This is a genomic window from Pseudoduganella ginsengisoli, from assembly GCF_009720865.1.
Taxonomy (GTDB): domain Bacteria; phylum Pseudomonadota; class Gammaproteobacteria; order Burkholderiales; family Burkholderiaceae_D; genus Rugamonas; species Rugamonas ginsengisoli.
This window is the reverse complement of the sequence record NZ_WNLA01000022.1, coordinates 1-24,488: the sequence shown is the minus strand read 5'-3', so window position 1 is coordinate 24,488 and position 24,488 is coordinate 1. Positions and strand designations below refer to the sequence as shown.

22 protein-coding genes are annotated in these 24,488 nt (G+C 63.1%); 12 read left to right on the top strand and 10 right to left on the bottom strand.

Annotation, left to right across the window (positions count from 1 at the left end; genetic code table 11):
* The 5 genes from GM668_RS24485 to GM668_RS24465 are packed head-to-tail and all read left to right on the top strand — an operon-like array spanning nt 1 to nt 5,108.
* The gene (locus GM668_RS24485) at nt 1-357 is read left to right on the top strand and encodes an STAS domain-containing protein (protein WP_155441597.1); all 357 of its coding nucleotides are present in this window, start codon (nt 1-3) and stop codon (nt 355-357) included.
* The gene (locus GM668_RS24480) at nt 354-770 is read left to right on the top strand and encodes an anti-sigma regulatory factor (RefSeq protein WP_155441596.1); all 417 of its coding nucleotides are present in this window, start codon (nt 354-356) and stop codon (nt 768-770) included. Before GM668_RS24485 ends, GM668_RS24480 begins: the two co-directional genes overlap by 4 nt.
* Nucleotides 770-1,801 (top strand): anti-sigma regulatory factor, encoded by a 1,032-nt coding sequence (locus tag GM668_RS24475; protein WP_155441595.1) that lies wholly within the window; start codon nt 770-772, stop codon nt 1,799-1,801. Before GM668_RS24480 ends, GM668_RS24475 begins: the two co-directional genes overlap by 1 nt.
* The gene (locus GM668_RS24470; protein WP_155441594.1) at nt 1,801-3,594 is read left to right on the top strand and encodes an ATP-binding protein; all 1,794 of its coding nucleotides are present in this window, start codon (nt 1,801-1,803) and stop codon (nt 3,592-3,594) included. The genes GM668_RS24475 and GM668_RS24470 overlap by 1 nt, the downstream gene beginning before the upstream one ends.
* Nucleotides 3,591-5,108: an ATP-binding response regulator gene (locus tag GM668_RS24465; RefSeq protein ID WP_155441593.1), complete on the top strand. Its 1,518-nt coding sequence runs from the start codon at nt 3,591-3,593 to the stop codon at nt 5,106-5,108. The genes GM668_RS24470 and GM668_RS24465 overlap by 4 nt, the downstream gene beginning before the upstream one ends.
* On the opposite strand, the gene GM668_RS24460 is transcribed toward GM668_RS24465, so the two are convergent.
* Complete coding sequence (locus GM668_RS24460) at nt 5,105-5,926, bottom strand: arylamine N-acetyltransferase family protein (RefSeq protein ID WP_155441592.1); 822 nt, start codon at nt 5,924-5,926, stop codon at nt 5,105-5,107. The genes GM668_RS24465 and GM668_RS24460 overlap by 4 nt on opposite strands.
* A gap of 174 nt (nt 5,927-6,100) precedes the next feature.
* On the opposite strand from GM668_RS24460, the gene GM668_RS24455 reads away from it, so the two are divergent.
* Nucleotides 6,101-6,895 carry a substrate-binding periplasmic protein gene (locus GM668_RS24455; protein ID WP_155441591.1) on the top strand — a complete coding sequence of 265 codons (795 nt, stop codon included), beginning with the start codon at nt 6,101-6,103 and terminating at the stop codon, nt 6,893-6,895.
* A gap of 30 nt (nt 6,896-6,925) precedes the next feature.
* Here GM668_RS24455 and GM668_RS24450 read toward each other — a convergent pair whose 3' ends face one another.
* The 7 genes from GM668_RS24450 to cyoA are packed head-to-tail and all read right to left on the bottom strand — an operon-like array spanning nt 6,926 to nt 13,697.
* On the bottom strand, nt 6,926-7,468 hold the full coding sequence (locus GM668_RS24450; protein ID WP_155441590.1) for a response regulator transcription factor: 543 nt from the start codon (nt 7,466-7,468) through the stop codon (nt 6,926-6,928).
* Nucleotide 7,469: 1 nt separating this feature from the next.
* Nucleotides 7,470-8,813: an ATP-binding protein gene (locus GM668_RS24445; RefSeq protein WP_155441589.1), complete on the bottom strand. Its 1,344-nt coding sequence runs from the start codon at nt 8,811-8,813 to the stop codon at nt 7,470-7,472.
* A 43-nt stretch (nt 8,814-8,856) separates the two neighbouring features.
* Complete coding sequence (locus GM668_RS24440; protein ID WP_155441588.1) at nt 8,857-9,660, bottom strand: SURF1 family protein; 804 nt, start codon at nt 9,658-9,660, stop codon at nt 8,857-8,859.
* 27 nt (nt 9,661-9,687) lie between these two features.
* Nucleotides 9,688-10,089, bottom strand: a complete 402-nt coding sequence (gene cyoD / locus GM668_RS24435; RefSeq protein ID WP_155441587.1) for a cytochrome o ubiquinol oxidase subunit IV — start codon at nt 10,087-10,089, stop codon at nt 9,688-9,690.
* The gene (gene cyoC / locus GM668_RS24430) at nt 10,089-10,694 is read right to left on the bottom strand and encodes a cytochrome o ubiquinol oxidase subunit III (RefSeq protein ID WP_229499840.1); all 606 of its coding nucleotides are present in this window, start codon (nt 10,692-10,694) and stop codon (nt 10,089-10,091) included. The genes cyoD and cyoC overlap by 1 nt, the downstream gene beginning before the upstream one ends.
* A 13-nt stretch (nt 10,695-10,707) precedes the next feature.
* A complete protein-coding gene (gene cyoB / locus GM668_RS24425; protein ID WP_155441585.1) occupies nt 10,708-12,714 on the bottom strand; it encodes a cytochrome o ubiquinol oxidase subunit I in 2,007 nt (668 codons plus the stop codon).
* A complete protein-coding gene (cyoA, locus tag GM668_RS24420; RefSeq protein WP_155441584.1) occupies nt 12,714-13,697 on the bottom strand; it encodes a ubiquinol oxidase subunit II in 984 nt (327 codons plus the stop codon). Before cyoA ends, cyoB begins: the two co-directional genes overlap by 1 nt.
* A 146-nt stretch (nt 13,698-13,843) precedes the next feature.
* Between cyoA and GM668_RS24415 the strand changes: the two genes are divergently transcribed.
* Nucleotides 13,844-15,187, top strand: a complete 1,344-nt coding sequence (locus GM668_RS24415) for an MFS transporter (RefSeq protein ID WP_155441583.1) — start codon at nt 13,844-13,846, stop codon at nt 15,185-15,187.
* 493 nt (nt 15,188-15,680) lie between these two features.
* Here GM668_RS24415 and GM668_RS24410 read toward each other — a convergent pair whose 3' ends face one another.
* On the bottom strand, nt 15,681-16,517 hold the full coding sequence (locus tag GM668_RS24410; protein ID WP_155441582.1) for a type 1 glutamine amidotransferase domain-containing protein: 837 nt from the start codon (nt 16,515-16,517) through the stop codon (nt 15,681-15,683).
* Between the two features lie 102 nt (nt 16,518-16,619).
* Between GM668_RS24410 and GM668_RS24405 the strand changes: the two genes are divergently transcribed.
* The 5 genes from GM668_RS24405 to GM668_RS24385 all read left to right on the top strand — a co-directional run bounded on the left by GM668_RS24405 (nt 16,620) and on the right by GM668_RS24385 (nt 23,959).
* A complete protein-coding gene (locus tag GM668_RS24405; RefSeq protein ID WP_155441581.1) occupies nt 16,620-17,516 on the top strand; it encodes a LysR family transcriptional regulator in 897 nt (298 codons plus the stop codon).
* 107 nt (nt 17,517-17,623) lie between these two features.
* Nucleotides 17,624-22,246: a hybrid sensor histidine kinase/response regulator gene (locus GM668_RS24400; protein WP_155441580.1), complete on the top strand. Its 4,623-nt coding sequence runs from the start codon at nt 17,624-17,626 to the stop codon at nt 22,244-22,246.
* 54 nt (nt 22,247-22,300) lie between these two features.
* Nucleotides 22,301-22,555: an NHLP-related RiPP peptide gene (locus GM668_RS24395; protein WP_155441579.1), complete on the top strand. Its 255-nt coding sequence runs from the start codon at nt 22,301-22,303 to the stop codon at nt 22,553-22,555.
* Nucleotides 22,556-22,736: 181 nt separating this feature from the next.
* Nucleotides 22,737-23,549, top strand: a complete 813-nt coding sequence (locus GM668_RS24390; protein ID WP_155441578.1) for an isocitrate lyase/PEP mutase family protein — start codon at nt 22,737-22,739, stop codon at nt 23,547-23,549.
* A gap of 56 nt (nt 23,550-23,605) precedes the next feature.
* Nucleotides 23,606-23,959 (top strand): hypothetical protein, encoded by a 354-nt coding sequence (locus GM668_RS24385; protein ID WP_155441577.1) that lies wholly within the window; start codon nt 23,606-23,608, stop codon nt 23,957-23,959.
* A gap of 19 nt (nt 23,960-23,978) precedes the next feature.
* Here the strand turns inward: GM668_RS24385 and GM668_RS24380 are convergent.
* Nucleotides 23,979-24,488 (bottom strand): response regulator (locus tag GM668_RS24380; RefSeq protein WP_155441576.1); only part of this gene is annotated, 510 nt, incomplete at its 5' end.

The following is a 24,488-nucleotide window of genomic DNA, read 5'->3' as shown; positions in this document are numbered from 1 at the left end:
ATGGACCGCATTCCGATTTTGAAGATGGGCCAGCTGCTACTGGTCACGATCCAGGTCGATATGCATGACCGCCTTGCCATGGCGCTGCAAGACGACTTGACGGACCGCATCGTGCGCGAACAGGCGCGCGGTGTGCTGATCGATATTTCCACGCTCGATATCGTTGATTCCTTCATTGGCCGCATGATCAGCAACACCGCGGCCATGGCGCGCGTGCTCGACGCCCATACGGTGCTGGTAGGCATGCAGCCGGCGGTGGCCATTACGCTGGTGGAGCTGGGCCTGACGCTGCACGGCGTGCAAACCGCGCTGAACGTGGAAAAAGGCGTCCAGCTGTTACAGCGGCAAATCGCATGAGCAGCCTGGACGCCTGCGCCGCCGTGCTGCCGCTGCGCAGCGACGAAGACGTGGTCCGGCTGCGCCAGCAACTGCGCGAAAAGCTGGTGGCGCTGGGTTTCTCGCTGATCGACCAGACCAAAATGGTCACGGCCGCCAGCGAACTGGCGCGCAACACGCTGCGCTATGGCGGTGGCGGTGAAGCCCACGTACAGCACGTGCAGAACGGCATGCGCAGCGGGTTGCAGCTGGTCTTCATTGACCAGGGACCCGGCATTGCCGACATCGGACAAGCCTTGACCGATGGCTATACCACAGGCGGCGGCATGGGCCTGGGCCTGTCGGGCGCGAAGCGCTTGGCGGACGAATTCGACATTCAATCGGCACCGGGCGCCGGCACCACAGTCAGCATCACCAAATGGAAACCGTATTAATGCAACGCCTTGCACCAGCCGATAGCGTCCAACTGTGCTGCCCGGTCACAGACAGCAGCCACGTGGCCGCCGCGCGCCGCGCCGCCACCGACCTGGCGGCGCGCGTCGGCTTCGACGCCACCCGCTGCGGCGAAGCCGCCATTGTTGCGACCGAAGCGGCCACCAATATCCTCAAGCACGCCGGACACGGCGAAATCCTGCTGCGCGCGCTGCACAGCGGCGCAACGGCCGGCATTGAACTGGTGGCCATCGACAGCGGCCCGGGCATGGCGAGCCTGCCGGCCAGCATGGAAGACGGCCGCTCGACAGCCGGCAGCTACGGCGTGGGCCTGGGCGCGATGGCGCGCCTGTCCGCCTCGCTGAATGCGTGGAGCGCCCCCGGCCAGGGCGCCGTGTTTGCCATGGAACTGTGGCGCGGCGGGGCCCCGCCCCCGCCTGCGCCGCTGGAACTGGGGGTCGTGTCGCAGGCGCTGCCCGGCGAAACCGAATGCGGCGACAGCTGGGCCTTGGCTTGCGATGCGACGTCCGCCACTGCGCTGGTGGCCGATGGCCTGGGACATGGCGGCGACGCCGCCATTGCCGCACAGGCGGCCGTAACGGCCGTGATGGCGCGGCCCACGCAACGTGCCGCCGTGCTGCTGGAAGATGCGCACCTGGCGCTGCGCCACACGCGCGGCGCCGCCGTGTCCGTGGTGCGCATCGACATGCTGGAAGACCGGCTGGTGCTGGCCGGCATAGGGAACGTGGCATGCCACGCGTGGCTGGGCAGCGCGCGGCGGCAACTGGTATCGCATAACGGCATTGTCGGCAGCAACATGCGCAAAGTGCAGGAGTTCGACGCGCCGTGGGGGGTGGGCGGCATGCTGATATTGCACAGCGACGGCATTGGTACGCGCTGGAACCTCGATGATTATCCGGGCCTGGCGGCGCGCCACCCGGCCGTTATTGCGGCAATCCTGTACCGGGATTTCTGCCGCAAGCGCGATGACGCCACCGTACTGGTGGTGCGCGACGCACGCGGAGCGGCGTAATGAGCCTGCGCATTTTAACCCTGCACGTTTTAGCGGAAGTCGACATTGTGGCGTCGCGCCAGCGTGCGCGCCAGGTCGCCATGCTGTGCGGCTTCGCCAGCCAGGACCAGGCCCGCATTGCCACTGCCGTGTCGGAACTGGCGCGCAACGTCTATGCGTACGCGCGCAAAGGCAAAGTGGAATTTTCCGTGGAAGGCAGTACCGCACCGCAATTGCTGGTGATCCGCGTGGAAGACCAGGGCCCCGGCATTGCCGACCTGGCGCTGGTCTTGTCCGGACGCTATCAGTCCCGCACGGGCATGGGCGTGGGTCTGCTGGGCGCGCGCCGCCTGATGGACCAGTGCGACATCGTCACGGCGCCCGGCCAGGGCACCACCATCACATTGAAAAAACTGCTGCCCGGCGACGCCCCGTTGCTGACGTCCGCCGATATCGGCGCCATGGGCGCGCATATGCAGGCCCCGCCGGGCGGCCAGGCGGACTCGATTGCGCTGTCTGAAATGCAGCAGCAAAACCGCGAATTGCTGGCCACGCTGGCCGAACTCAAGGCGCGCCAGGATGAACTGGTGCAGCTGACGCGGGAACTGGAAGACACGAACCGTGGCGTGGTCGCGCTGTATGCGGAACTGGACCAGCAGGCCGACCACTTGCGCCGCGCCGACGAAATGAAGACGCGCTTCCTGTCGAACATGAGCCATGAATTCCGCACACCGCTCAGTTCCGTGCGTGCACTGGCCAAGCTGCTGCTGTCGCGCGCGGATGGCGAGCTGGAACCCGAACAGGAAAAGCAGGTCGGCTATATCCTGAAAAGCGCCGATGCGCTGGCCGAACTGGTTGACGACTTGCTGGACCTGGCAAAAATTGAAGCGGGCAAAATCGAAGTGCAAGCTGCGCCGTTCGATGTGGCCGACATGTTCAGCGCCTTGCGCGGCATGCTGCGCCCGCTGCTGGTGGGGCCCCGGGTCGAACTTGTGTTCGACATGCCCGGCGATCAGCTGGACATGGTGGGCGACGATGCCAAGCTGTCGCAAATCCTGCGCAACTTCATTTCCAATGCGCTGAAATTCACGGAACAGGGCCACGTGCGCGTGTCTGCGGAACCGGCGGCGGAAGGGACCATGGTGCGCTTTGCCGTGCAAGACACGGGCATCGGCATCGCGCCGGAATACCAGGACATTATTTTTGAAGAATTTTCCCAGGTTCCCAGCCATTTACAGCGGCACGTCAAGGGGACGGGACTGGGCTTGCCGCTGTGCCGCCGCCTGGCGGCCCTGATGGGCGGGGCTGTCGGGCTGCAAAGCGCACCGGGCGCCGGCTCCACGTTTTACGTTACCTTGCCGCGCGTGTACGTGCCGCCAACGCAGCCGGCCTATGTGGCGCCCGCCGATGCCGCGCCGGCCTCCGCCCGCAAGACGGGGATTCCGGTGCTGGTGATCGAAGACGACCGCAGTACGCAGGTGCTGTACCGCAGCTTCCTGCGCGATACACCGTTCCGCCTGGTCACGGCAGCCAGCCTGTGGGAAGCGGAACAGGCATGGGCTGCCGAAGCGCCCGCCGCCGTGATCCTGGACCTGTACCTGAATGGCAGCGACACATGGCGCTGGCTGACGCAAACCAAGAATGACGAGCGGCGCCGCCATGTGCCCATCATCATCGCGTCGGCCGTGGCGGACCGCCAAAAGGCTTACACGCTGGGCGCCGACGCCTATTTCATCAAGCCTGTCCAGCGCGACGCGCTGCTGGCCCAATTGCACGCGCTGTGCCCATCTCTTCCCGTGCGCGAGGCCCTATGACTTCCAACGACCTGATACTCAACGTGGACGATACGGAAGCGGCCCGCTATGCCAAGACACGCGTCTTGCAGCGGGCCGGCTTCAGCGTCATCGAGGCTGCCAGCGGCGCCGAAGCGCTGGCGCTGGCGGCGGCCCAGCGGCCGGCCCTGGTGCTGCTCGATACCAAGCTGCCGGACATCAGCGGCTTTGACGTCTGTGCGCAGCTTAAGCAACACCCGGATACAGCCATGGTGCTGGTGCTGCAAACGTCGGCCTCGTATGTGGCCAAGCCGGACAAGGTGCGCGCGCTTGATATCGGCGCCGACAATTACCTGTTTGAACCGATCGAGCCGGAAGAACTGGTGGCCAACGTGCGCGCGCTGCTGCGCCTGGGCCACGCGGAGCGGGCGCTGCGCGACATGAACCGGCGCAAGGATGAATTCCTGGCCATCCTTGCCCATGAATTGCGCAATCCGCTGGGACCGATCCGCAATGCCGTCGAACTGTTGCGCCAACTGGCGCCCCATGCGCCGCCCGGCGAAGAAAACGCACGGCAAATGATTATCCGCCAGACCGACCACATGGTGCGGCTGGTCGATGATTTGCTGGATGTTTCGCGCATTTCGCAGGGCAAGATCGCGTTGCGGCTGGCGCCAGTGGAACTGGTCGAGCTGGCGCGCGCCGCGCTGGAATCCGCACGCACCGCGCTGGAACGGCGCGGGCACACGGTGACGGCAGTGTGGCCATCCGGGCCCATGTGGGTGTGCGGCGACGGCGTACGGCTGGCGCAAATCATCGGCAATCTGCTCAACAATGCAGGGAAATTCACACCGCCTGGCGGGCGCGTGGAACTGGAAATCGTCTGCGAAGCCGGCGCCGTCGAGTCGATGGACAGCGCAGTGATCCGCGTCACGGATAACGGCATCGGCATCGCGCCGGAACAGATCGACACGATTTTTCAGCTGTTTACCCAGGCCGGCCATGCGCCCGACCGCGTGCAGGACGGCCTGGGTATCGGCTTGTCGCTCGTGCGCACATTGATCGGTCTGCACGGCGGCCAGGTGCGCGCCCGCAGCGGCGGCGTGGGCTGCGGCAGCACGTTTGAAGTATGGCTGCCGCTCGGTGCCGCGCCGCACGTGGCGCCAGCCGCTTCCGCGCCGCCGCAGCGGGCGGCCGCACGCCACGTCCTGGTGGTGGACGACAGCGTGGACGCGGCGGAAATGGTGGCGTCGCTGCTGGAATTTTCCGGCCACCATGTGACGACCGCGCACAATGGCGCGGACGCCATTGCACTGGCGCAGGAAGCGCCGCCCGACATCGTCTTTCTCGACATTGGTTTGCCTGACATGAGCGGCATGCAGGCGGCCAGCGCCATGCGCCGCCTGCCGGCGCTGGACGGCACGCGGCTGGTGGCGCTGTCAGGCTATGGGCAGGAAAGCGACCGCGAAAAAGCACTGGCGGCGGGCTTCGACCACCATTTGACCAAGCCCGCCACGCTTGAAACGTTAAGGGCCGCCATCGGCGAGCTGACCTAGGCGGCGGCGTCCCACACGGTGGCCGCCGCCTTTTCCAGCACGGGCCGCCACGCAGCCTGCACCGGCAACTGGAAAATCTCGTCCAGCGCCCGTTCCAGGTCATCGGCAGTCAGGTAGCGCCGTTCACTGCGGCCATCCGGTGTGCGGACCGTCAGGCGGTTGCGCAGCAAGCCATAGCGGGCTTCCGGTGTCGAACGTGCAACAATCAAATCATGGCGGAAGTGCGATTGCGGGAATGTCGCCGTATAGAAATTCGCCATCGCATAATCGCCGCTGCGGCATGGCGCCGGCGAGATCAGGTACACGCTGTGCCATTCGCCGTGCAATTCCGCCTCCAGCAAATGTTCATTGCCGGCTGGCGTCACGCGCATGCGCTCGTGCGGCGTCGGCTGCGCATCGGTACTGTCGAAACGCAGCGGCGCGGTCGGCACGCAGCTGCCAAAGCCCACGTCGCACAGCCAGCGCTCGCCATCGAGCGTGACACGCAGCACCATGTGGGAACGGGGACGCTCTGCCGCTTCCGGCCCGGCCTGCCAGCGCACTTGCGCAATCAGCGGCTCGACGTCGAAACCCATCGCGAGCAAGACGCGCTGCAGCAACTGGTTTTGCTCGAAGCAATAGCCGCCACGGCGGCGTTCTATCAGCTTGGCATCGATGTCGTGCGGCGCCAGTGAAATGCCCTGGTCCATCAAAACGTCGAGCGCTTCAAACGGAATCGCGGCCGGGTGCAATTGCTGTATGGCGCGCAAGGTGTCCAGCGTCGGTGCGCGCGGACCGGCATAGCCGATCCGTGCACAATAGGCATCCAGTAAGTCCATTCCAGGTTCCCTTCGTCAATGTTGAAGAAAGAACCACCAGCTTACCGGAAATTGCCGCTTTCGGCGCCTATGCGCCCGCACACCGGCGCGCGCATGCCTGCGCGAACGTGGTGATTGACTCTTCAATTTCCTGCCAGTAGCATCAATCACACTCCACCAGCCTCGGGTCCCACCATGCCGCCAGCCCCGCCAGCCAGGCCACGCTTCTGGCGCTGTTACGCCGCAGGCTTGCTGTGGGCATGCGTGCCGCTGGCCGCCATGGCGCAAGCACGGTACATGGCTTCCGGCCATCCGGACTGGCCGCCCTATTCATGGCAACAAGGCGACCGTATCGTCGGCGCCGGGGCGGAACTGGCTGACCTCATCTTCCGCGATATCGGTATCACACTGGACTTCAAGGCGCAGGGCAACTGGAAACGCACCCAGGCGGAGGCGGAACATGGCAAGATCGATGTGATTGTCAGCGCATACCGGACAGCCGGCCGGTTGCGCTACCTGGCCTACCACGCGACCCCGTTTGCCGAAGATGCCAATGTGGTGTGGGTCATGCGCGGCAAGGAATTTCCTTTTAACCGCTGGGAAGATTTGATCGGGCGGCATGGCACGGCGATGCTGGGCGAAAGTTATGGCGAACAGTTCGACCGCTTCATCGCGGAACGGTTGAACGTCAGCCGTGTCTCGTCAGCGCTGCTCAATGTAAAAAAGCTGGAAGCAGGCCACGCGGATTATTACCCGTTCAGCCTGTATGGGGGTGAGATTCAGCTGCGCCGCTTCGGCTATCAGGGCCAGGTGGTAAGCTTGCCTGGCGTCATTTCCACGGAAGGCGTGTACATCGCCATCGCCCGCACGTCGCCGCTGATGCGCTACCTGCCCCAGCTGGAGCAAGCGGTGCGGCAGCGGCGCGCGGATGGCACGGTGGAACGCTTGTTGCGCGCGTACGTCGAACGGGCTGCATTGCAAGGCGATTAGTGTGCGCTGCGCTCCCGCACATTGTCACCATTACTTCACACGCTGCTTTTCCAGCTTGCGCGCCAGTGTGCGGCGGTGCATGCCGAGGCGGCGCGCAGCCTCGGAAATATTGAAATCAGTTTCCGCCAGCACTTCGTGGATGCGCTCCCACTCCAGCGTCTTGATCGACGTGGCGCGGCCTGTCAATTCCACGTCCGCGCTGCCTGCCACATGGTTGAATGCCGCTTCGATATCGTCGGTATTCGACGGCTTGGCCAAATACTGGCACGCGCCCAGCTTGATGGCTTCCACCGCCGTGTTGATGCTGGCATAACCCGTCAGCACGACAATCAGCATTTCCGGATCGAATTTGTGTAGCATTTGCACGCACAGCAAACCGGATGCATTGTTGTTCAGTTTCAGGTCCACGACGGCAAAGCCGGGCGAGTGTTCTTCCAGCAGCGCTTCGGCCTGTTCCAGCCCCGGCGCATGCAGCACCGTATAGCCGCGCCGGGTAAATGATTTGCTCAGCGTACGGGCAAACGCTTCATCGTCTTCGATGATCAAGAGTACGCGTTCTTCTTCAGTGGTCATGCTATTCCTTTACTTCGTCCGCGCTGTTATCGGGCACGGCAATCGCCGCCAGCGGCAACGTCAGCAGCACAGCCGCCCCGCCCTGCACCAGATTGCTCGCGTCCACCGTGCCGCCCAGTGTGCGCGCCACGTTCACGACGAGGAACAAGCCCAGTCCCCGTCCCGGTTTTTCCTTGGTCGAATTGTACGGCTTGCCCAGCTGTTCCAGCACGGCAGCCTGGAAACCCGGGCCCCGGTCCGTCACCAGCAGTTTCAGCGACTCGCCTTCCCGCGTTGCTTCCAGCCGCACGAAATGCGGCGACGCTTCCAGCGCATTGTCCAGCAAGTTGCAGATGGTCTGCTTCAAGGTCGAGTCAAACGCCACCGGTACATCGTGCACCAGGTGGTTTTCAAATTCGAACGTTTGCACGGGACGACTATTACGCCATTCGTCGGCCAGATCGCCGAGGAAGGTATTGATCGTGGTGCGCGTGGACGACTCGCCGCGCGCTTCCCCTGCCGACAGCAGAATGCCGCTGACGATGGATTTGCAGCGCGCCAGCTGCGTCTGCATTTCCTGCAATTCTTCCAGCATGTCCGGGTCATTCTTGAACGCGGGCATGCGCTTCCAGTCGCCGAGAATCACGGCCATGGTGGCCAGCGGCGTCCCCAGCTCATGCGCGGCGCCGGAAGCCAGCAAGCCCATACGGACGATGTGTTCTTCTTCCACGGCGCGCTGGCGCATTTCCGCCAGCTTGCTGTCGCGCGCCCGCAAGTTCGTCATGATGCGCGTGATGAACACCACCAGCAGCGACGCATTGATGGCAAAGCAAATCAGCATGCCCTGGATGTACAGGCTGAAATAGCCGCGCTCATGGAACAGCGGCAGCGCCAGCGGCTTCGACACCAGCGCCAGGCCCGCCAGGCAGCCGCTCGTGATGGCAACGATGGTCCACGTCGACCACGCTTCGAGCAGCACGGCCGACAAAATCACTTGCAGCAGGTAGAGGAAAACAAACGGGTTGGAGGTACCGCCACTCAAATATAGCTGCGCCGTCAGGCTGGCCACGTCGACCAGCATCGATAAAAACAGTTCACCGTTGGTGACGGTCCATTTTTCATGCCAGCGCAGCTGGCTGGCCACGTTGAACGCAATCAGGCACGCCAGCACTTCCAGCATGTACGCGACCGGCAACTGGATGCCCAGGCCCCACGCAATGATGGCAATGGTGGAAATCTGGCCGACCACGGCGATCCAGCGCAACTGGATCAACTGCTGCATGTTTTGGTGGCCAGCGGCCTGCCCCAGCGCGGTAACGGCTGCGGGATCTTTCAGTACTGCGAAAATATCAGTGGTCCCAGACATGGCTCACGGCCCGGCATATGCATCCCGGCACGCACAGCCGGTATTAATCATGTTGACGTTTGCGGCGCTTGTCATCGCGCGCCACCCAGATGAATGCGCCGGCCGCCATCGCTGCCAGCGCATACCAGGTGAGAGCATATACCAGATGGTTGTTGGTGAATGAAATCACGGTAAGGCCGCCGACGGGGCGCAACGCTTCATCGGCAAGCGGCGGTTCCTGGTCCTTGCCGGCATCGACAAAAAATGGCGCCACCATGGACGCATCGAAGCCGCGCGCCTTGCCGATGGCCGCCACGTCGCGCGCATACCAGCGGTTGTTGGCGGGATCGTTATGGCGCAGGAAGGCGCGGCCGGTTTCCGGCAGGCGCAATAGCCCGTTGATGGTCACGGGCGCATGGTCAGCCACGGTGGCGCAAACGGCTTTTCCAGCGGACGTGGCGGCTGGCGCAGGCAGCCGTTTGGCGGCATCCTGGCCGATGTAGCCACGGTTGACGATCACAATGTGGCCGGACTGCAAGCAGAGCGGCGTCAACAGCCAATACCCGCTGCCCAGGTCCGTGGTGGCCTGCACGCGGGTCGTGTATTCGGGGAGATAAACGCCCGTCAGGGTGACGTGGCGGTATTCATCATTGGCCGCATTGACCTGCGCCCATTGCGCGGGTTCCGGCACGGCCACCGGTGTTGCGTGGACGCGGGTGTCCACTTTGGCAATCAAATCCAGCTTCCACTGCAAGCGGACCACCTGCCAGGTGCCCAGTGCCAGCAGCAGGCAAACAGCAACGGCCGCACAGACGGCCAGCATCTTCCGCAATGCGGAAGAACGCAGGCTATCGTGCGGCCGTTGCATGTCCGTACCCTAAAGGATTACGGACGCTTACGGGCGGATACGCATGTCATGCGCATCCGGCATACCCGGCATCATGTTGTGGTTCATGTGGTACATGACCCAGATCGAGCCGGACAGCACGATGACCACGAGGATGGTCGAGAAGATCAGCGCCAGCATGTTCCAGCCGCCTTCCGACTTCGCGTTCATGTGCAGGAAGTACACCATGTGCACAACGATTTGCACGGCGCCCAGGCCCAGCAGGATCAGCGCAGTGGTGCTTGGATTGGCCAGCACTTTGCCCATCACCAGCCAGAACGGGATGGCGGTCAGGATGACCGACAGGATGAAGCCGATGGTGTAGGTCTTCAGGCTGCCGTGGTCGTGATCGTCATGGCCGTGGTGGCCATGGCCGTGATCGTGGTCGTGATTATGATCGTGGTTTGCCATTACATGACTCCCATCAGGTAGACAAAGGTGAATACGCCGATCCAGACCACGTCCAGGAAGTGCCAGAACATCGACAGGCACATCATGCGGCGCTTGTTTTCATGGGTCAGGCCATGCTTTTTCAACTGGAACAGCAGGGTCACCAGCCATACGATACCGAACGTCACGTGCAGGCCGTGGGTGCCGACCAGCGCGAAGAACGACGTCAGGAAAGCCGAACGGTCAGGGCCGGCGCCTTCGTGGATCAGGTGGTTGAACTCATACAGTTCCAGCGACAGGAACGCCAGGCCGAACAGGCCGGTGACGATCAGCCAGAAGATGGTCAGGCCCAGCTTCTTCTTTTGCGATTCCAGCATGGCGAAGCCATACGTGATCGACGACAGCAGCAGGAAAGCCGTGTTGACGGCCACCAGCGGCAGGTCGAACAGTTCGGCGCCCGTCGGGCCGCCCGCATAGTTGCGGCCCAGGATGGCGTAAGCCGAGAACAGGCAAGCGAACAGCAGGCAGTCGCTCATCAGGTAGATCCAGAAGCCCAGCAGGGTGCCGTTCTCCGGGTGATGTTCGCGCACGAAGTAGCGTGCGCTGATATCAGTCGTATCTTTCATAGTTGCACTCATATCAGGCGTGGGCTTCCAGCTTTTGCGTAAAAGCTTCTTCGGTCTCGGTCACTTGCTTGACCGGGATGTAGTAGTCACGCTTGTAGTTGAACGTGTGGACAATGATGGTGCCCAGCATCGCGGCAAACGCCACGCCGGCCAGCAGCCACATTTGCCAGATCAGGCAGAAGCCCACACCGCCAGCCAGCGCGGAGATCACGAAACCAGCCCAGGTATTGGCAGGCATGTGGATTTCCACGAAGTCCTTCAACGGACGCTGGTAGCCATTCTTCTTCATGTCGGCCCACGCATCGTTGTCATGCACGACCGGGGTGAACGCGAAGTTGTAGTCTGGCGGTGGCGACGACGTCGACCATTCCAGCGTACGGCCGCCCCATGGGTCGCCCGTCACGTCGCGCAGCTTGGCGCGGTCGCGGAACGATACGTAGAACTGCAGCAGCATGGCGCCGATACCGCCGGCAATCATGGCCGCGCCCAGTGCGGCAACCTGGAACCAGATTTGCAGCGAAGGATCGTCGAAGTGGCTCATGCGGCGGGTTACGCCCATCAGGCCCAGCACATACAGCGGCATGAACGCGAAGTAGAAACCAATGGTCCACAGCCAGAACGACCATTTGCCCCAGTACGTGTTCAGCTTGTAGCCAAACGCTTTTGGCCACCAGTAGTTGATCGCGGCGAACACGCCGAACACCACGCCGCCAATGATCACGTTGTGGAAGTGGGCGATCAGGAACAGCGAGTTGTGCAGCACGAAGTCCGCTGGTGGCACGGCCAGCAGCACGCCGGTCATGCCGCCGATCACGAACGTGATCATGAAGCTGATGGTCCACATCATCGGCAGTTCAAACTTGATGCGGCCGCGGTACATGGTGAACAGCCAGTTGAAGATCTTCGCGCCCGTCGGGATCGAGATAATCATCGTGGTAATGCCGAAGAACGAGTTCACCGATGCGCCCGAGCCCATCGTGAAGAAGTGGTGCAGCCATACCAGGTACGACAGGATGGTAATCACGACGGTTGCATACACCATCGACGAATAGCCGAACAGGCGCTTGCCCGAGAACGTGGACACGATTTCGGAGAAGATACCGAAGATCGGCAGCACCAGGATGTACACCTCAGGGTGGCCCCAGATCCAGATCAGGTTCACGTACAGCATCGGGTTGCCGCCGCCGTCGTTGGTGAAGAAGTGGGTGCCGAACGTGCGGTCCAGCGACAGCATGGCCAATACGGCGGTCAGCACCGGGAATACGGCAACGATCAGCACGTTGGTGCACAGCGCGGTCCAGGTGAACACTGGCATCTTCATCATGTCCATGCCAGGCGCGCGCATCTTCACGATGGTGGCGATCAGGTTGACGCCGGACAGCAAGGTGCCGACCCCGGCCACCTGTAGCGCCCAGATATAGTAGTCCACCCCGACGTCCGGGCTGGCCAGGATGCCCGACAGCGGCGGATACGCCAGCCAGCCGGTTTTCGCGAATTCACCAATGAACAGCGACGCCATGATCAGCGCGGCGCCGAAGGTGGTCATCCAGAACGAGAAGTTGTTCAGGAACGGGAACGCCACGTCGCGCGCACCGATCTGCAGCGGCACCACGTAGTTCATCAGGCCCGTGACGAACGGCATCGCCACGAAGAAAATCATGATGACGCCGTGCGCCGTGAACACCTGGTCATAGTGGTGCGGCGGCAGGAAGCCGGCATTGTCGCCAAACGAGATGGCTTGCTGCGCACGCATCATCGCGGCGTCAGCGAAACCGCGCAGGAACATGACCAGGCCGAGGATCATGTACATGATGCCGATTTTCTTGTGGTCGATACTGGTGATCCAGTTACGCCACAGCGGGCCCCACATGCGGAAATAGGTCAGCGCGCCGAGCAGGCCAGCGCCGCCCAGCAATACGCCGGCAAAGGTAGCGATCAGGATCGGCTCATGGTAGGGAATCGCTTCCCAGCTGAGCCGACCGAAGATCAGGTCGTGTTGGACTTCGGTATGGGCTTGCATTAGTCGTTCTTCATCGAAAGTTTAGGCTCGGCTTTTTTCGCCTGTGGGGTGAAGCACAGTTCAGCCGCGGTACGGGCGCGCACGATGTCGTCCGCCACCATCTTGTTGATGCAGGTCTGGCCGTCGCCGACGCAGCGATTCAGGATCGCGTCGTACAGGCCGTCGGCTACGCCGGCGAAGTAGCGCACAGGCTCTTTTTCGCTCGGTTTTTCCAGCGCCTGGTAACCGGTGCGGTCCAGCGTATTGCCGGCAGCTTTGACTTTTGCGACCCATGCGTCGAAGTCTGCTTGCGACAGGCCGTGGTACTTGAAGCGCATGCCGGAGAAGCCTGCACCCGAGTAGTTGGCGGAGAAGCCGTCGTAAACACCGGCCTGGTTGATCACGGCGTTCAATTCCGTCTGCATGCCTGGCATCGCGTAGATCATGCCGGCCTTGGCGGGAATGTAGAACGCATTCATCACGGTCGATGCGGTGATTTTGTAGCGCACCGGCATATCCACTGGCGTTGCCAGTTCATTCACCGTGGCGATGCCCAGGTCTGGGTAGATAAACAGCCATTTCCAGTCCAGCGCCACCACTTGCACTTCCAGCGGCTTGACGCCTGGCGCGATCGCACGGGTTTCGTCGATGCGGTCCAGTGGACGATACGGGTCCAGTTTGTGGGTGCTGATCCAGGTCAGCAGGCCCAGCACGATGATGATGAGCAGCGGTGCGCCCCAGATCACCAGTTCGAGCTTGGTGGAGTGATCCCAGTCTGGATCGTATTTGGCGGAAGTATTGCTGGCACGGTAGCGCCATGCAAAGAACAGAGTCAGTGCAATGACGGGCACGATAATCAGCAACATCAGCAGAGTGGACACAACAACAAGGTTGGCCTGCTGAGCGGCGATATCTCCGGACGGCTTCATGACGACCGTGTTGCAGCCAGCCAGCCACAAAACGGAAGAAAGAGCAAGTCCGCGTCGGATCAACGTTGGATTCATGCGGTAATGTACGTTACATAAAATGAATAACATGCTACTGTAACGTCTAACAGTGCTCTCTGGAAATTGGACACTTTGTCCTACCCCCCGTCCAATTCCCGGGGGAGCTGTTGAAAAAAATATTACGAGAGACAAAGGAGTTGGCCATGACAGTTTCCTACCACGGCGATTACCCAGCCGAATATCCTCAACGCGGCCACGCTCACGGTGCACGCAACATCAACGCGCGCGACGGTGAAATCCACCCTGAAGACATCGCAGTCGGGGTGGTGATCGGACGAGCTTCCGAATATTTCGATTTCTTTGTCTACGCCATTGCCTCCGTGCTGGTGTTCCCGCAAGTGTTTTTCCCTTTCGAAAGCCGGCTGGACGGTACGCTGTACTCGTTCACGATTTTCGCGTTCGCCTTCATTGCGCGGCCGATTGGTTCCGTACTGTTTATGGAATTACAACGGCGCTTCGGCCGTGAAACCAAATTGACGGTGGCGCTGTTCTTGATGGGCATGTCGACTGCCGGTATCGCCTTCTTGCCGGAATATGCGCATCTGGGGGCGGCGTCGATCGTACTGCTGTCGCTGCTGCGCGTGGGCCAGGGCCTGGCGCAGGGCGGCGCGTCGGACGGCTTGCCGTCGCTGCTGGCGCTGTCGGCGCCCAAGCACAAGCGCGGCTGGTATGCGATGCTGGGCCAGCTGGGCGCACCGGTCGGCTTTATCATTGCCGCGGGCCTGTTCTCGTTCCTGCTGGCGCAGCTGTCGACCTTGGATTTCCTGGACTGGGGCTGGCGCTATCCATTCTATGTGGCGTTCGCGATTAACGTCGTGGCGCTGTTTGCCCGCCTGCGCCTGGTATCGACTACCGAGTATTCCCGCCTGCTGGACGACCACCAGCTCGATCCGGTGAACGTCGTGGAATTGGCGCAATCGCAAGGCCGCAACGTGCTGATCGGCGCACTGGCTGCATTGGCGTCGTATTCGCTGTTCCACCTGGTGACGGTATTCCCGCTGTCGTGGATTAATATTTATTCAACCCGCTCGATCAGCGACTTCCTGGAACTGCAAATGCTGGGCGCTGCGCTGGCGGCAGTCGGGATCATCGTGTCCGGCTTGCTGGCTGACCGCTTCGGCCGCCGCACCACGCTGGGTACGGCAGCCACGCTGATCGGCGTGTTCTCCGGTTTCGTACCGATGCTGATGGATGGCGGCGATACGGGCCAGAACGTGTTCCTGCTGGTGGGCTTCGTGCTGCTGGGCCTGTCGTATGGCCAAGCTGCCGGCGCCGTGACGGCCAACTTTGAACCACACTTCCGCTATACCGGCGCGACCTTGACGTCGGACCTGGCCTGGCTGGTGGGCGCCGCGTTTGCACCGCTGGTGGCGCTGGGACTGTCGGCGAACTTTGGCCTGGCCTATGTGAGCCTGTACCTGTTGTCCGGCGCAGCCGGTTCGCTGGCGGCGCTGAGCTTGAACAGGGCGCTGGAGATCAAGGAATAGATCTGCTCTATATATAAGAGCGTCCCAAAGCCCGGCCACGCGCCGGGCTTTTTCTTTGCCTTGCCTGCCCCGTCAACCAAGTGGGGTCAGACGTGCATTCGTGCGCGATTCATAGACATTTTGTATCGGCTGCCATCCCGCTTCCCCTGACGATCCGGGATATTTAACAATGGGGTCAGACGTGCATTGATGCATCTCCCCCGCGCGCCTGGTACTGCGGGCGCGTCAGGCTGACTGCATGATTGCACGCCTGACCCCATTGTTACATCACGCGACGTGGCAGGGAGCAGCAGTGGCAAGGTGGGCCGGAATGCACGAATGCACGCCTGACCCCATTGTTATTGATGCACATCCCCCGCGCGCCTGGTACTGCGGGCACGCCAAGCTGACTGCATGATTGCACGCCTGACCCCATTGTTACATCACGCGACGTGGCAGGGAGCAGCAGTGGCCAGGTGGGCGGGAATGCATGAATGCACGCCTGACCCCATTGTTATTTCAGTTTTGCTAACAGCGCATCCGCCACACCCAGCGCTGAAGCGGGATTTTGGCCTGTGATCAATTCCCGGTCGGTCACCACATACGCCGCCCAAGGCGCACCGCTGCTATAGACCGCACCGGCCGTTTGCAGTGCAGCTTGCGGCGTGACTTTCATTTCCCCGCCCAGCATCCCCTTCGCCATCTCTTCTTCCGCATTGTTCAATACCGTCATCTTGTAACCGGCATAAGCCCACCGCTCCGCTTTGGCCGGCGCGCCCGCTTCCAGCGCTGCGACGAATTTGCCAGGCTGGTTCATCGCCGCGACCAGTGCCGCCGGTCCATGGCAAACAAGCGCCGTCGGCTTGCCCGCCGCGTGGAAGTGCGCCAGCAACTGCCCCACTTGCGGACTGCGCACCAGGTCTTGCATCGGCGCATGTCCACCCGGCACAAATACCGCGTCATATTTCGCGTACCCCTGCTGCGCCACCCGCGCCAGGCTGATCACCGGCGACGCTTCCGCCGACGTGATTTTTAACCGTTCCATCAGCGCCAGATGCACCTGCATTGCCGCTTCGTCGTTACCAAAATGCATCTTATCCACCGACAACTTATCCAGCGCCGGCACCTTGCCCAGCGGCGTGGCAAACGTCACCGTATGCCCCGCATCGATGAATTTTTTTACCGGCTGCATCAATTCGTTGGCATAAAAACCCGTCGCGAACTGCTTGCCGCCTTTTAAATCCAGCACCGCCTCATCCGACAGCAGCACCAGTACATTGGCGGCCTGTGCGCCCGCTGCCGCCAAACCCAGCGCCGCCACCATTGCCGCCTGCTTCATCACTTGTTTCATCACACATTCCTTGTAGGGGTTGAACATAGCCGCTACTCTATTCATGCCGACAAAAACAATAAACCACCTCCAGCCCAAATCATTTGTTCTCCGGAAGACAAAATGCCCCGTCAATTTGATTACCTTGCCGACGTCGAAGTGTTCACAACGGTTGCCGAAAAAGGCACGATCAGCGCCGCCGCCGTTGCGCTGGGCACCACGCCCTCGGTGTTGAGCCGCGCGATCGCCCGGCTGGAAGCCCGCCTCGGCACGCAGTTAATCCGGCGCACCACGCGCCGCCTGAGCCTGACCGATGCCGGGCAGGCGTATCTGGAACAAGCCCGCGCGGCCTTTACCGTACTGGCCGATGCCGAACGGGCCGTGCAAGGCGCCGACGGGGAACTGGCAGGCACCATCCGCATCAGCGCTCCCACGACGTATGCCCATTACAAGCTGCCAGCCTTGCTGCAGCCGTTCATGGAACAGCATCCGCATGTCATGATCGAACTGAGCATTGCCAACCGCAATGTGGACCTGGTGTCAGAAGGCTATGACATGGCCATCCGCCTGGGCGCCCTGCCCGACAGCGGCCTGGCTGCCCGCAAGCTGGACGACGAAGAATTGATGCTGGTGGCGTCGCCGGCCTATCTGGCCCGGGCCGGTACGCCGCAATCGGTCGCGGAACTCGCCGGCCACAGTTGCCTGGCCTTTGTCATGCCCAGCACCGGCAAAGTCCCGCCGTGGCTGTTGACGGAGCACGGCGCCGACACAGAATGGCAACCGCCGCCCCGCTTGCGCGTGATGGACGACGTGCTGGGCGTCGTGTCGCTGGCCCGGCAGGGGCTGGGTATCTGCCAAACCTACCGCTTTGTTGCCGCAGGACCTTTGCAACGGGGTGAGCTGGTGCAGGTATTGCCTCAGCACGGCGGCCGGACCCGGCCATTTTCACTGATCTATCCACCTCATAAACGCTTGTCTGCCGCCAGCCGCGCATTGATTGCCGCACTGGCGCAGCACTGACTGCCACGCCAGCAAATGTACTTCAGACACGATTGTGTTCCATACGCAACGCTTTTTAAGCCCTACAGCATGCCTTGCAACAAGGCCCCCGCACGCTTGCGCGTGCCGTGGACTTTCACATAGCAATTGCGTATGCTCAAACGGTGACCACGTCCGCGCAGCCCCTTCCCCTGTCTGCTACTGTCTTCCCGGCCCGGCATACCGCCGCAGCCGGCAGGGCGGCACGCTGGTGCGCACCCCGCCTGCTGGCCATGGCCTTCGCCCTGCTGCTGTGTACAGCAGCGGGCGCCACGGCAAACCGCTGGGACCAGCTCGCCACGCCGCTGTTTGAACACCTGGGCCTGGAACAAGGCTTGCCCCACCCCACCGCGATGGCGCTGGCGCAAGACGGCGACGGTTTTATCTGGATGGGTACGCAGCGCGGCTTGGCGCGCTGGGACGGCTACCGCATGCGCACCTTCGTCAACAACCCGGCCGACTCCACGTCGCTGCCCGGCGATTTCATCCAGGTCCTGCACGTCGATCAACTGGGCCGCCTGTGGATCGGCACCACGCTGGCCGGCATGGCCATGTATGACAAGACATCGGAGCGCTTCATCCGCTACCCGGCCGGCGCCCATGGCGTGAGCCACGGTTCCGTCAACGCCATTGCATCCGACGCCCAGGGCGGCGTGTGGGCCGGTACACCGGCTGGCCTTGATTACCTGGAACTGGCGACGGGCCGCGCCACCCATTACCAGCAAGGCAACGGCGCCTTGCCGGATAACCAGGTGCGCGCGCTGCTGACCGCCCGCGATGGCAGCCTGTGGATCGGCAGCGGCACGGGATTGACCCGGCGCGACCCGAAAACCGGCGTCTTCCAGCCCATCGCCATCACCGGCGCCACTGGCGCCCCGGTGCGCGACGCCGTGCTGTCGCTGCACCAGGACAGTACCGGCGCCCTGTATTTCGGCACGCTGAAAAGCGGCATCGGCCGGGTCAACGGCACGACGGGCAGATTGCTCACGCTCGAGGGCGTCCCCGACGCCCACGCCAACATGGTGCTGGCCCTGACGGAATCGGAGCCGGGCGCCTTATGGGCCGCAACGTACGGCGGCGGCGTCATTGAATATCATACGGCCACCGGCATGGCGCACCGCATCTTGCACCAGGCGGCCATCCTCGACAGCCTGGCCAGCGACCGCACGGCCGCCCTGCTGCGCGACCGCAGCGGCCTGGTCTGGGTCAGCAATGAACGCGCGGTCGATATGTATGCGCCGCACAGCCGCGCCATCGCCGCGGTATTTGGCGGGGTCGGCATGCTGGAATCGTCCGTCACCGCAGTCATGGCAGACAGCAGCAACCGCGTCTGGGTTGCCCTGGCCGACCAGGGCATCGACATGGTCTTGCCGGACGGCAGCCGCACCGCCGCGCTGCGCCCGGATCCCGAACACCCGGACAGCGCACTGCCCAACCGCGTCGTCCTCGCCATGGCCGAAGCGCCGGGCAAAGAAGCTTGGATAGGTACGCAGCTGGGCCTGTACCGCACCAGCGCGCAAGGCGCGAAAGCCGAGCGCATTGCCCTGCCGGTTGCCAACCCGACGCCCCGCGTCGGCAACATCCTGCCGCGCGCCGGCAGCCTGTGGCTGGGCACCTACGAAGGCTTGCTGCAATACGACCCGCAAGCCAATACCGCGCGGATCTACGTGCAGGGCCCCGCCAGCGCGGGCGGGCTGACGGACAACCGGATCCACGCCATCCTGGACGATGGCAAAGGCGCGCTATGGATCGGTACCCGCAATGGATTAAACCGCCTGCTGGTGGACAGCGGCACAGTGGAACAGGTTACCGGCCTGCCCGACCCGCTGATCACGGCGCTGGCGCAGGATGGCAAAGGAAGGCTGTGGATCGGCATGCATGGCGGCGGCATTGCCGTGCTGGACCAGAACCGGAAATTCCACCGCATCACGGCGAAGGAAGGCATGCCCAGCGACGTCGTCGTCGCACTGGCGCCGGACAGCCACGGCCGCATGTGGGCCTCGACCACGGACGGCATCGCCATCGCCGATCCCGACACGCTGAAAGCGCACCCGCTGGTGCGGGCCGACGGCGTGCCGTTTCGCACCTACTTTATTAATGCCGCCGCCCGCAACAGTGAAGGGGACTTGCTGTTTGGCGCCTTTGGCGGGCTGGCGGCCGTGCATCCAGACGCTGTCCAGCCGTGGCAATTCAAGCCGCCGCTTGCCGTCACGTCCGTGTCGCTCGATGGCAAAGCCGTGCTGCCAGCCGCCCAGCTCACGGTCGCCCCCGGCGTCAAGGCTTTTGAAGTCGAGGTGGCGGCGCTGGACTATTCCGCGCCACAGCGCAACCGTTACGCGTGGCGGCTCGAAGGCTATGACCGCGCGTGGCACGAAGGCGACGCGGGACGCCGCGCTATTACCTATAACAACCTGCCGCCCGGCGCGTACGTGCTTCGGCTCAAAGGCGCCAACCGCGCCGGCATCTGGAGCGATGAGCCGCTGGCCATGTCGGTGCTGGTTCAGCCGGCGTGGCACCAGACCGGCTGGGCGTATGGCTTGTTTGCGCTGGCGCTGCTGGGCGGCGCATGGGGCGTGCTGCGCTGGCGCACCCTGTACCTGGAACGCGACCAGGCCCGCCTGCAAGCAGTCGTGTATTCGCGCACGCGCCACCTGGAAAAGCTCAACGCCATCGTCAAATCCATCAATGAACAGATCGATTTCGACGCCGTGCTGCACACCATCCTGCATGAAACCACCGTCATCAAGGGCGTCGATGCCGCGCTGGCGCTGGTGCGCAAGACCGGCACCGACCAGTTGACGCTGCGCGCCGCATGGGGCAACGCGGGTATGACAGACCAGCACCAGCGCATGCCGCTGGACGTGGCGGAAGCCCAGTATGCGCGTGCGTCCGACCGTATCGCCGATGATATTTACCTGGTGCGCACCGCCATGAACCATACCGGCCCCCAGCCGGCCGGCGCCCAGGCCGTACTGGCCGTGCGTATCCGCATCGATGGCCAGACGGAAGGCTTGCTGCTGTTTGAAAACCAGCGCACCGCCGATGCCTTCGACACCAGCGACCTGGATTTGCTGATCGCGCTGAAGGAACCGTTTGTCACGGCATTCCAGAAAGCCCGCACGATGCGCCAGCTGGAAGTGGCGCGCGCCAATGCGGAAGCGGCGACCCGCGCCAAGAGTGAATTCCTGGCCAATATCAGCCATGAAATCCGCACGCCGATGAACGCCATCCTCGGCTTCGCAGGGCTGGGCAGCCAGCTGGGCCTGACCGGCAAACCGGGCGATTACTTCCGCAAGATCGGCCGCGCGGGACAGAGCCTGATGCGCATCATCAATGACGTGCTGGACTTTTCCAAGATTGAATCAGGGCGGCTGGAACTGGAAGCCGTGGCGTTCGACCTCAATGAATCCTTGACGCAGCTGCACGATTTGTTTTCATGGCAAGCGGCCGACAAGGGATTGGAACTGGTGATGTGGGCGGCGCCTGACGTGCCGCCGCACCTGATGGGCGACGCCTTGCGCTTGGGCCAGGTGCTGACCAACCTCGTCGCCAATGCATTGAAATTCACCACCAAAGGCCACATCCGGCTGCGCGTGGAACTCGATGACGCGGCGCACGGCAGCGATGAAAACGGCCTCGTGCATTTGCGCTTCCTGGTGGAAGATTCGGGCCTGGGCATCAGCCGTGAACAGCAAACCCGTTTGTTCCAGGCATTCGTGCAGGCCGACACCAGCACCACGCGGCTGTATGGCGGCACCGGGCTGGGGCTGGCGATTTCCCAGCAACTGGTGCGCAAAATGGGCGGCACGATCCAGGTGGAATCCGAACCTGGCAAAGGCAGCCGCTTCAGTTTCACCATTGCGCTGAAAGTGGCGCCGGCCAGCGCACTGCAAGCCGCGCAGGATATCCACGCGGCAGCCCGTGGCAGTTTGCCGAAATTGGGCGGCTTGCGCATGCTGGTGGTCGATGACAACACCATCAACCAGCAAGTGTGCGGCGAAATCCTGCAGCGGGCCGGCGTCGCGGTGGACTTGGCGGACAGTGGCCGCGACGCGCTGCGCATGGTGGAACAGCAGCACTACGACGCCGTGCTGATGGATATCCAGATGCCCGACATGGATGGCTACCACGTGACGGAACGCATCCGCGCGATGCCGGGCCGTGCACAGGTGCCGATCATTGCCATCACGGCGCACGCGGTGGCCGGCTACCGCGATTATTGCCTGTCGCGTGGCATGAATGATTACGTGGCCAAGCCGATCGACCCCGCCGCCTTGTATGCCGTGCTGCAAGCGCATTGCCGCCCCGGCCATGAACATCATGCCGATGCGCCTGTGTTGCGGCTGGAGTTGCCGCCGATGCCGGGGCTGGATTTGCCCAATGCGCTGAACCGGCTGGGCGGCAATGCAGCCCTGCTGTCGCGCCTGTTGACAGTCTTTATCAGCGACTTCGATACGCTGTTGCCGCAGCTGCGGCAAGCCATTGCGGCTGGCGAATATGGCAAGGCCGCCCGCCTGGTGCACCGCGTGAAGGGCGCGGCGGCCAACCTGTCCGCGCACCAGCTGCAGGCTGCCGCCAGTGCCCTTGAGCAAGGCTTGCTGGACTCTGGTGCGGAAATGCCACAGGTACTGCTCGATGCTTTCCTGCAGGCGCTGGCGGAAGCCGGCGACAGCGCCCAGTATTACCTTGAGAAATCCGCCGCCTTGACCTAGATTGGTGGTGTTCGCCTCAACGATGTCATCCTTGCCAAATTGAAAGGAACCTTAATGGAAACTGTCATTACCCATGATCTTGATTCGATACTGGATAAGCTGTCGCGCGACGACGCATTCCGCGCCTGGGTAGCCGATGACCCGGTGGCCGCCATGGCCAGCATCGGCGTCGCCATTGATGCCGGCCAGTTGCCCGGCAAAGTCACGTTGCCATCGAAAGAAGTCATGATGGCCGCCCGGCTGGCGATCAAGGCCAAACTGGATAGTGCTGCCGGAGCCATTCCATTCTTCCTGTCCGGTAAACTCTAAGGACGCAACCGCTTGCCATCCTCGCAAAAGCGAGGAGGCGCGCCAAGCGGCGTCGTCCAACGGTCGTTGGATTCCCGCTGGCGCGGGAATGACGGATCAACGGACAACGCCATCCGGTCCACGCTGCACAGCCCCGTAATTTGTGTCAACATGGTGTTTTTTACAATCACCGGGAGACGCCATGACTGCACGCCACGACCAACAATTCCACGCGCTGCACAGCGCCGGCCTGCTGTTGCTGGCCAATTGCTGGGACGCCGGCACGGCCCGCCTCGCCATGCACGCGGGCAGCAAGGCGCTGGCCACCAGCAGCGCCGCCGTGGCGTGGGCCCATGGCTATGCCGATGGCGGCAAATTGCCGCCCGGATTGCTGCTGTCGACCATCCGCGCCATCGTGCGCGTAGCGGACTTGCCGCTGACGGCCGACATAGAAAACGGCTATTCGGATGATCCCGCCGCCGTGGCAGCGCTGGGCCGCGACGTGGTGCGCGCCGGTGCAGTCGGCATCAATATCGAAGACGGCAACGACGCGCCAGAGCTACTGTGTGAAAAAATTGCCGGCATCCGCCGCGCCGCCACGGAAGAAGGCGTGAACTTGTACATCAATGCCCGCACCGATTCCTTCTTGCGTCCCCTGGTGGCGCCGGAACAGCGCGTGGCGGAAGTGCTGCGCCGCGCGGCGCTGTACCGGGAAGCTGGCGCCAGCGGCCTGTTTGCGCCAGGCGTGCGCGAAGAGGCCGACATTGAAGCCATCGCAAAGGGTTGCGGCATGCCGCTCAATATCCTCGTGCGCCCGGGCTTCCCGTCCACGGAACGCTTGCAGGCGCTGGGCGTGCGCCGCCTGTCCGCTGGCTCCGACATCGCAGAAATGGCAGACAGCTATATCGTGCACGCGATGCGCGAATTCCTGCGCTGCGGCGCCATTGCCCCGCACGGTGCGCCGGCACTGACGTACCCGCAACTGAATGAACTGATGGCCAGCGGGCGCGGCTGACGGCCACGGCGGCATGCCGTATGATGGCGGCATGCGTATCGTGAATGGAGCAGCCCATGATAGAAGGAAAATCCCTGCGTAGCGACTTGCACCACCTGGACCGCGCACTGCAGGCGCTGCAACAGGCCATGCTGCAGGCGTGCGGCGGCGCGGCGGCCGGGTGGATGGCGCCCCTGCCGCTGTTGATTGCGGAAGTGGATGAATACCTGGACGATGAGGAAGCCCCCGCACTGGCAGTGGAACGCGACTTGCACGCGCGGGCGGAACGCTTGCTGGGTCCGCAGCCGCCATCGGACGCCGTGTTCCGCACACAATACGATGCGCTGCGCGCCGCCCATCCCGCAGTGGCCAGCGCGCATGAAGCGCTGCTGCACGTGATGGCGCAACTGCCTGCCCACCCGATGGCCTGAACCGCGGCCCGCAGCAAAGCTACAACGGCTTGTGGCGCGCGATGACGGCAATCATGTCGTCGCATTCCACCGGCTTGGCGATGAAATCATCCATGCCCGCCGCCAGGCATTCCGCCCGTTCCGCCTGCGTCACGCCCGCCGTCATCGCAATGATGACGGTACGCAGCCCCAGTTCCTTGCGGATGGCCCGCGTGGCGGTAAAGCCGTCCATGACGGGCATTTGCACATCCATCAAGACCACGTGGTAGCGGCCGCCATCGCGCCGCATGGCGTCCAGCGCTTCCTGCCCGTTGGATGCGATGTCCACGGTGGCGCCCGCGCCCTGCAGCATGGTTTGCGCCACGATCTGGTTCAGCGCGTTGTCTTCCGCCAGCAGCAGCGCCATGCCGGCCAGCGCCTGTCCGGCCGGCGCCACTGCTTCAGGCGCGGCGCCGGCCTCGATGCCTTGCCCATCCTGCCTGCCCTGCGCGCTTTGCGCGGTCCGCGCCGCCTCCAGCAGCGCAGCCAGCAAGCCGCGCCGGGTGGCAGG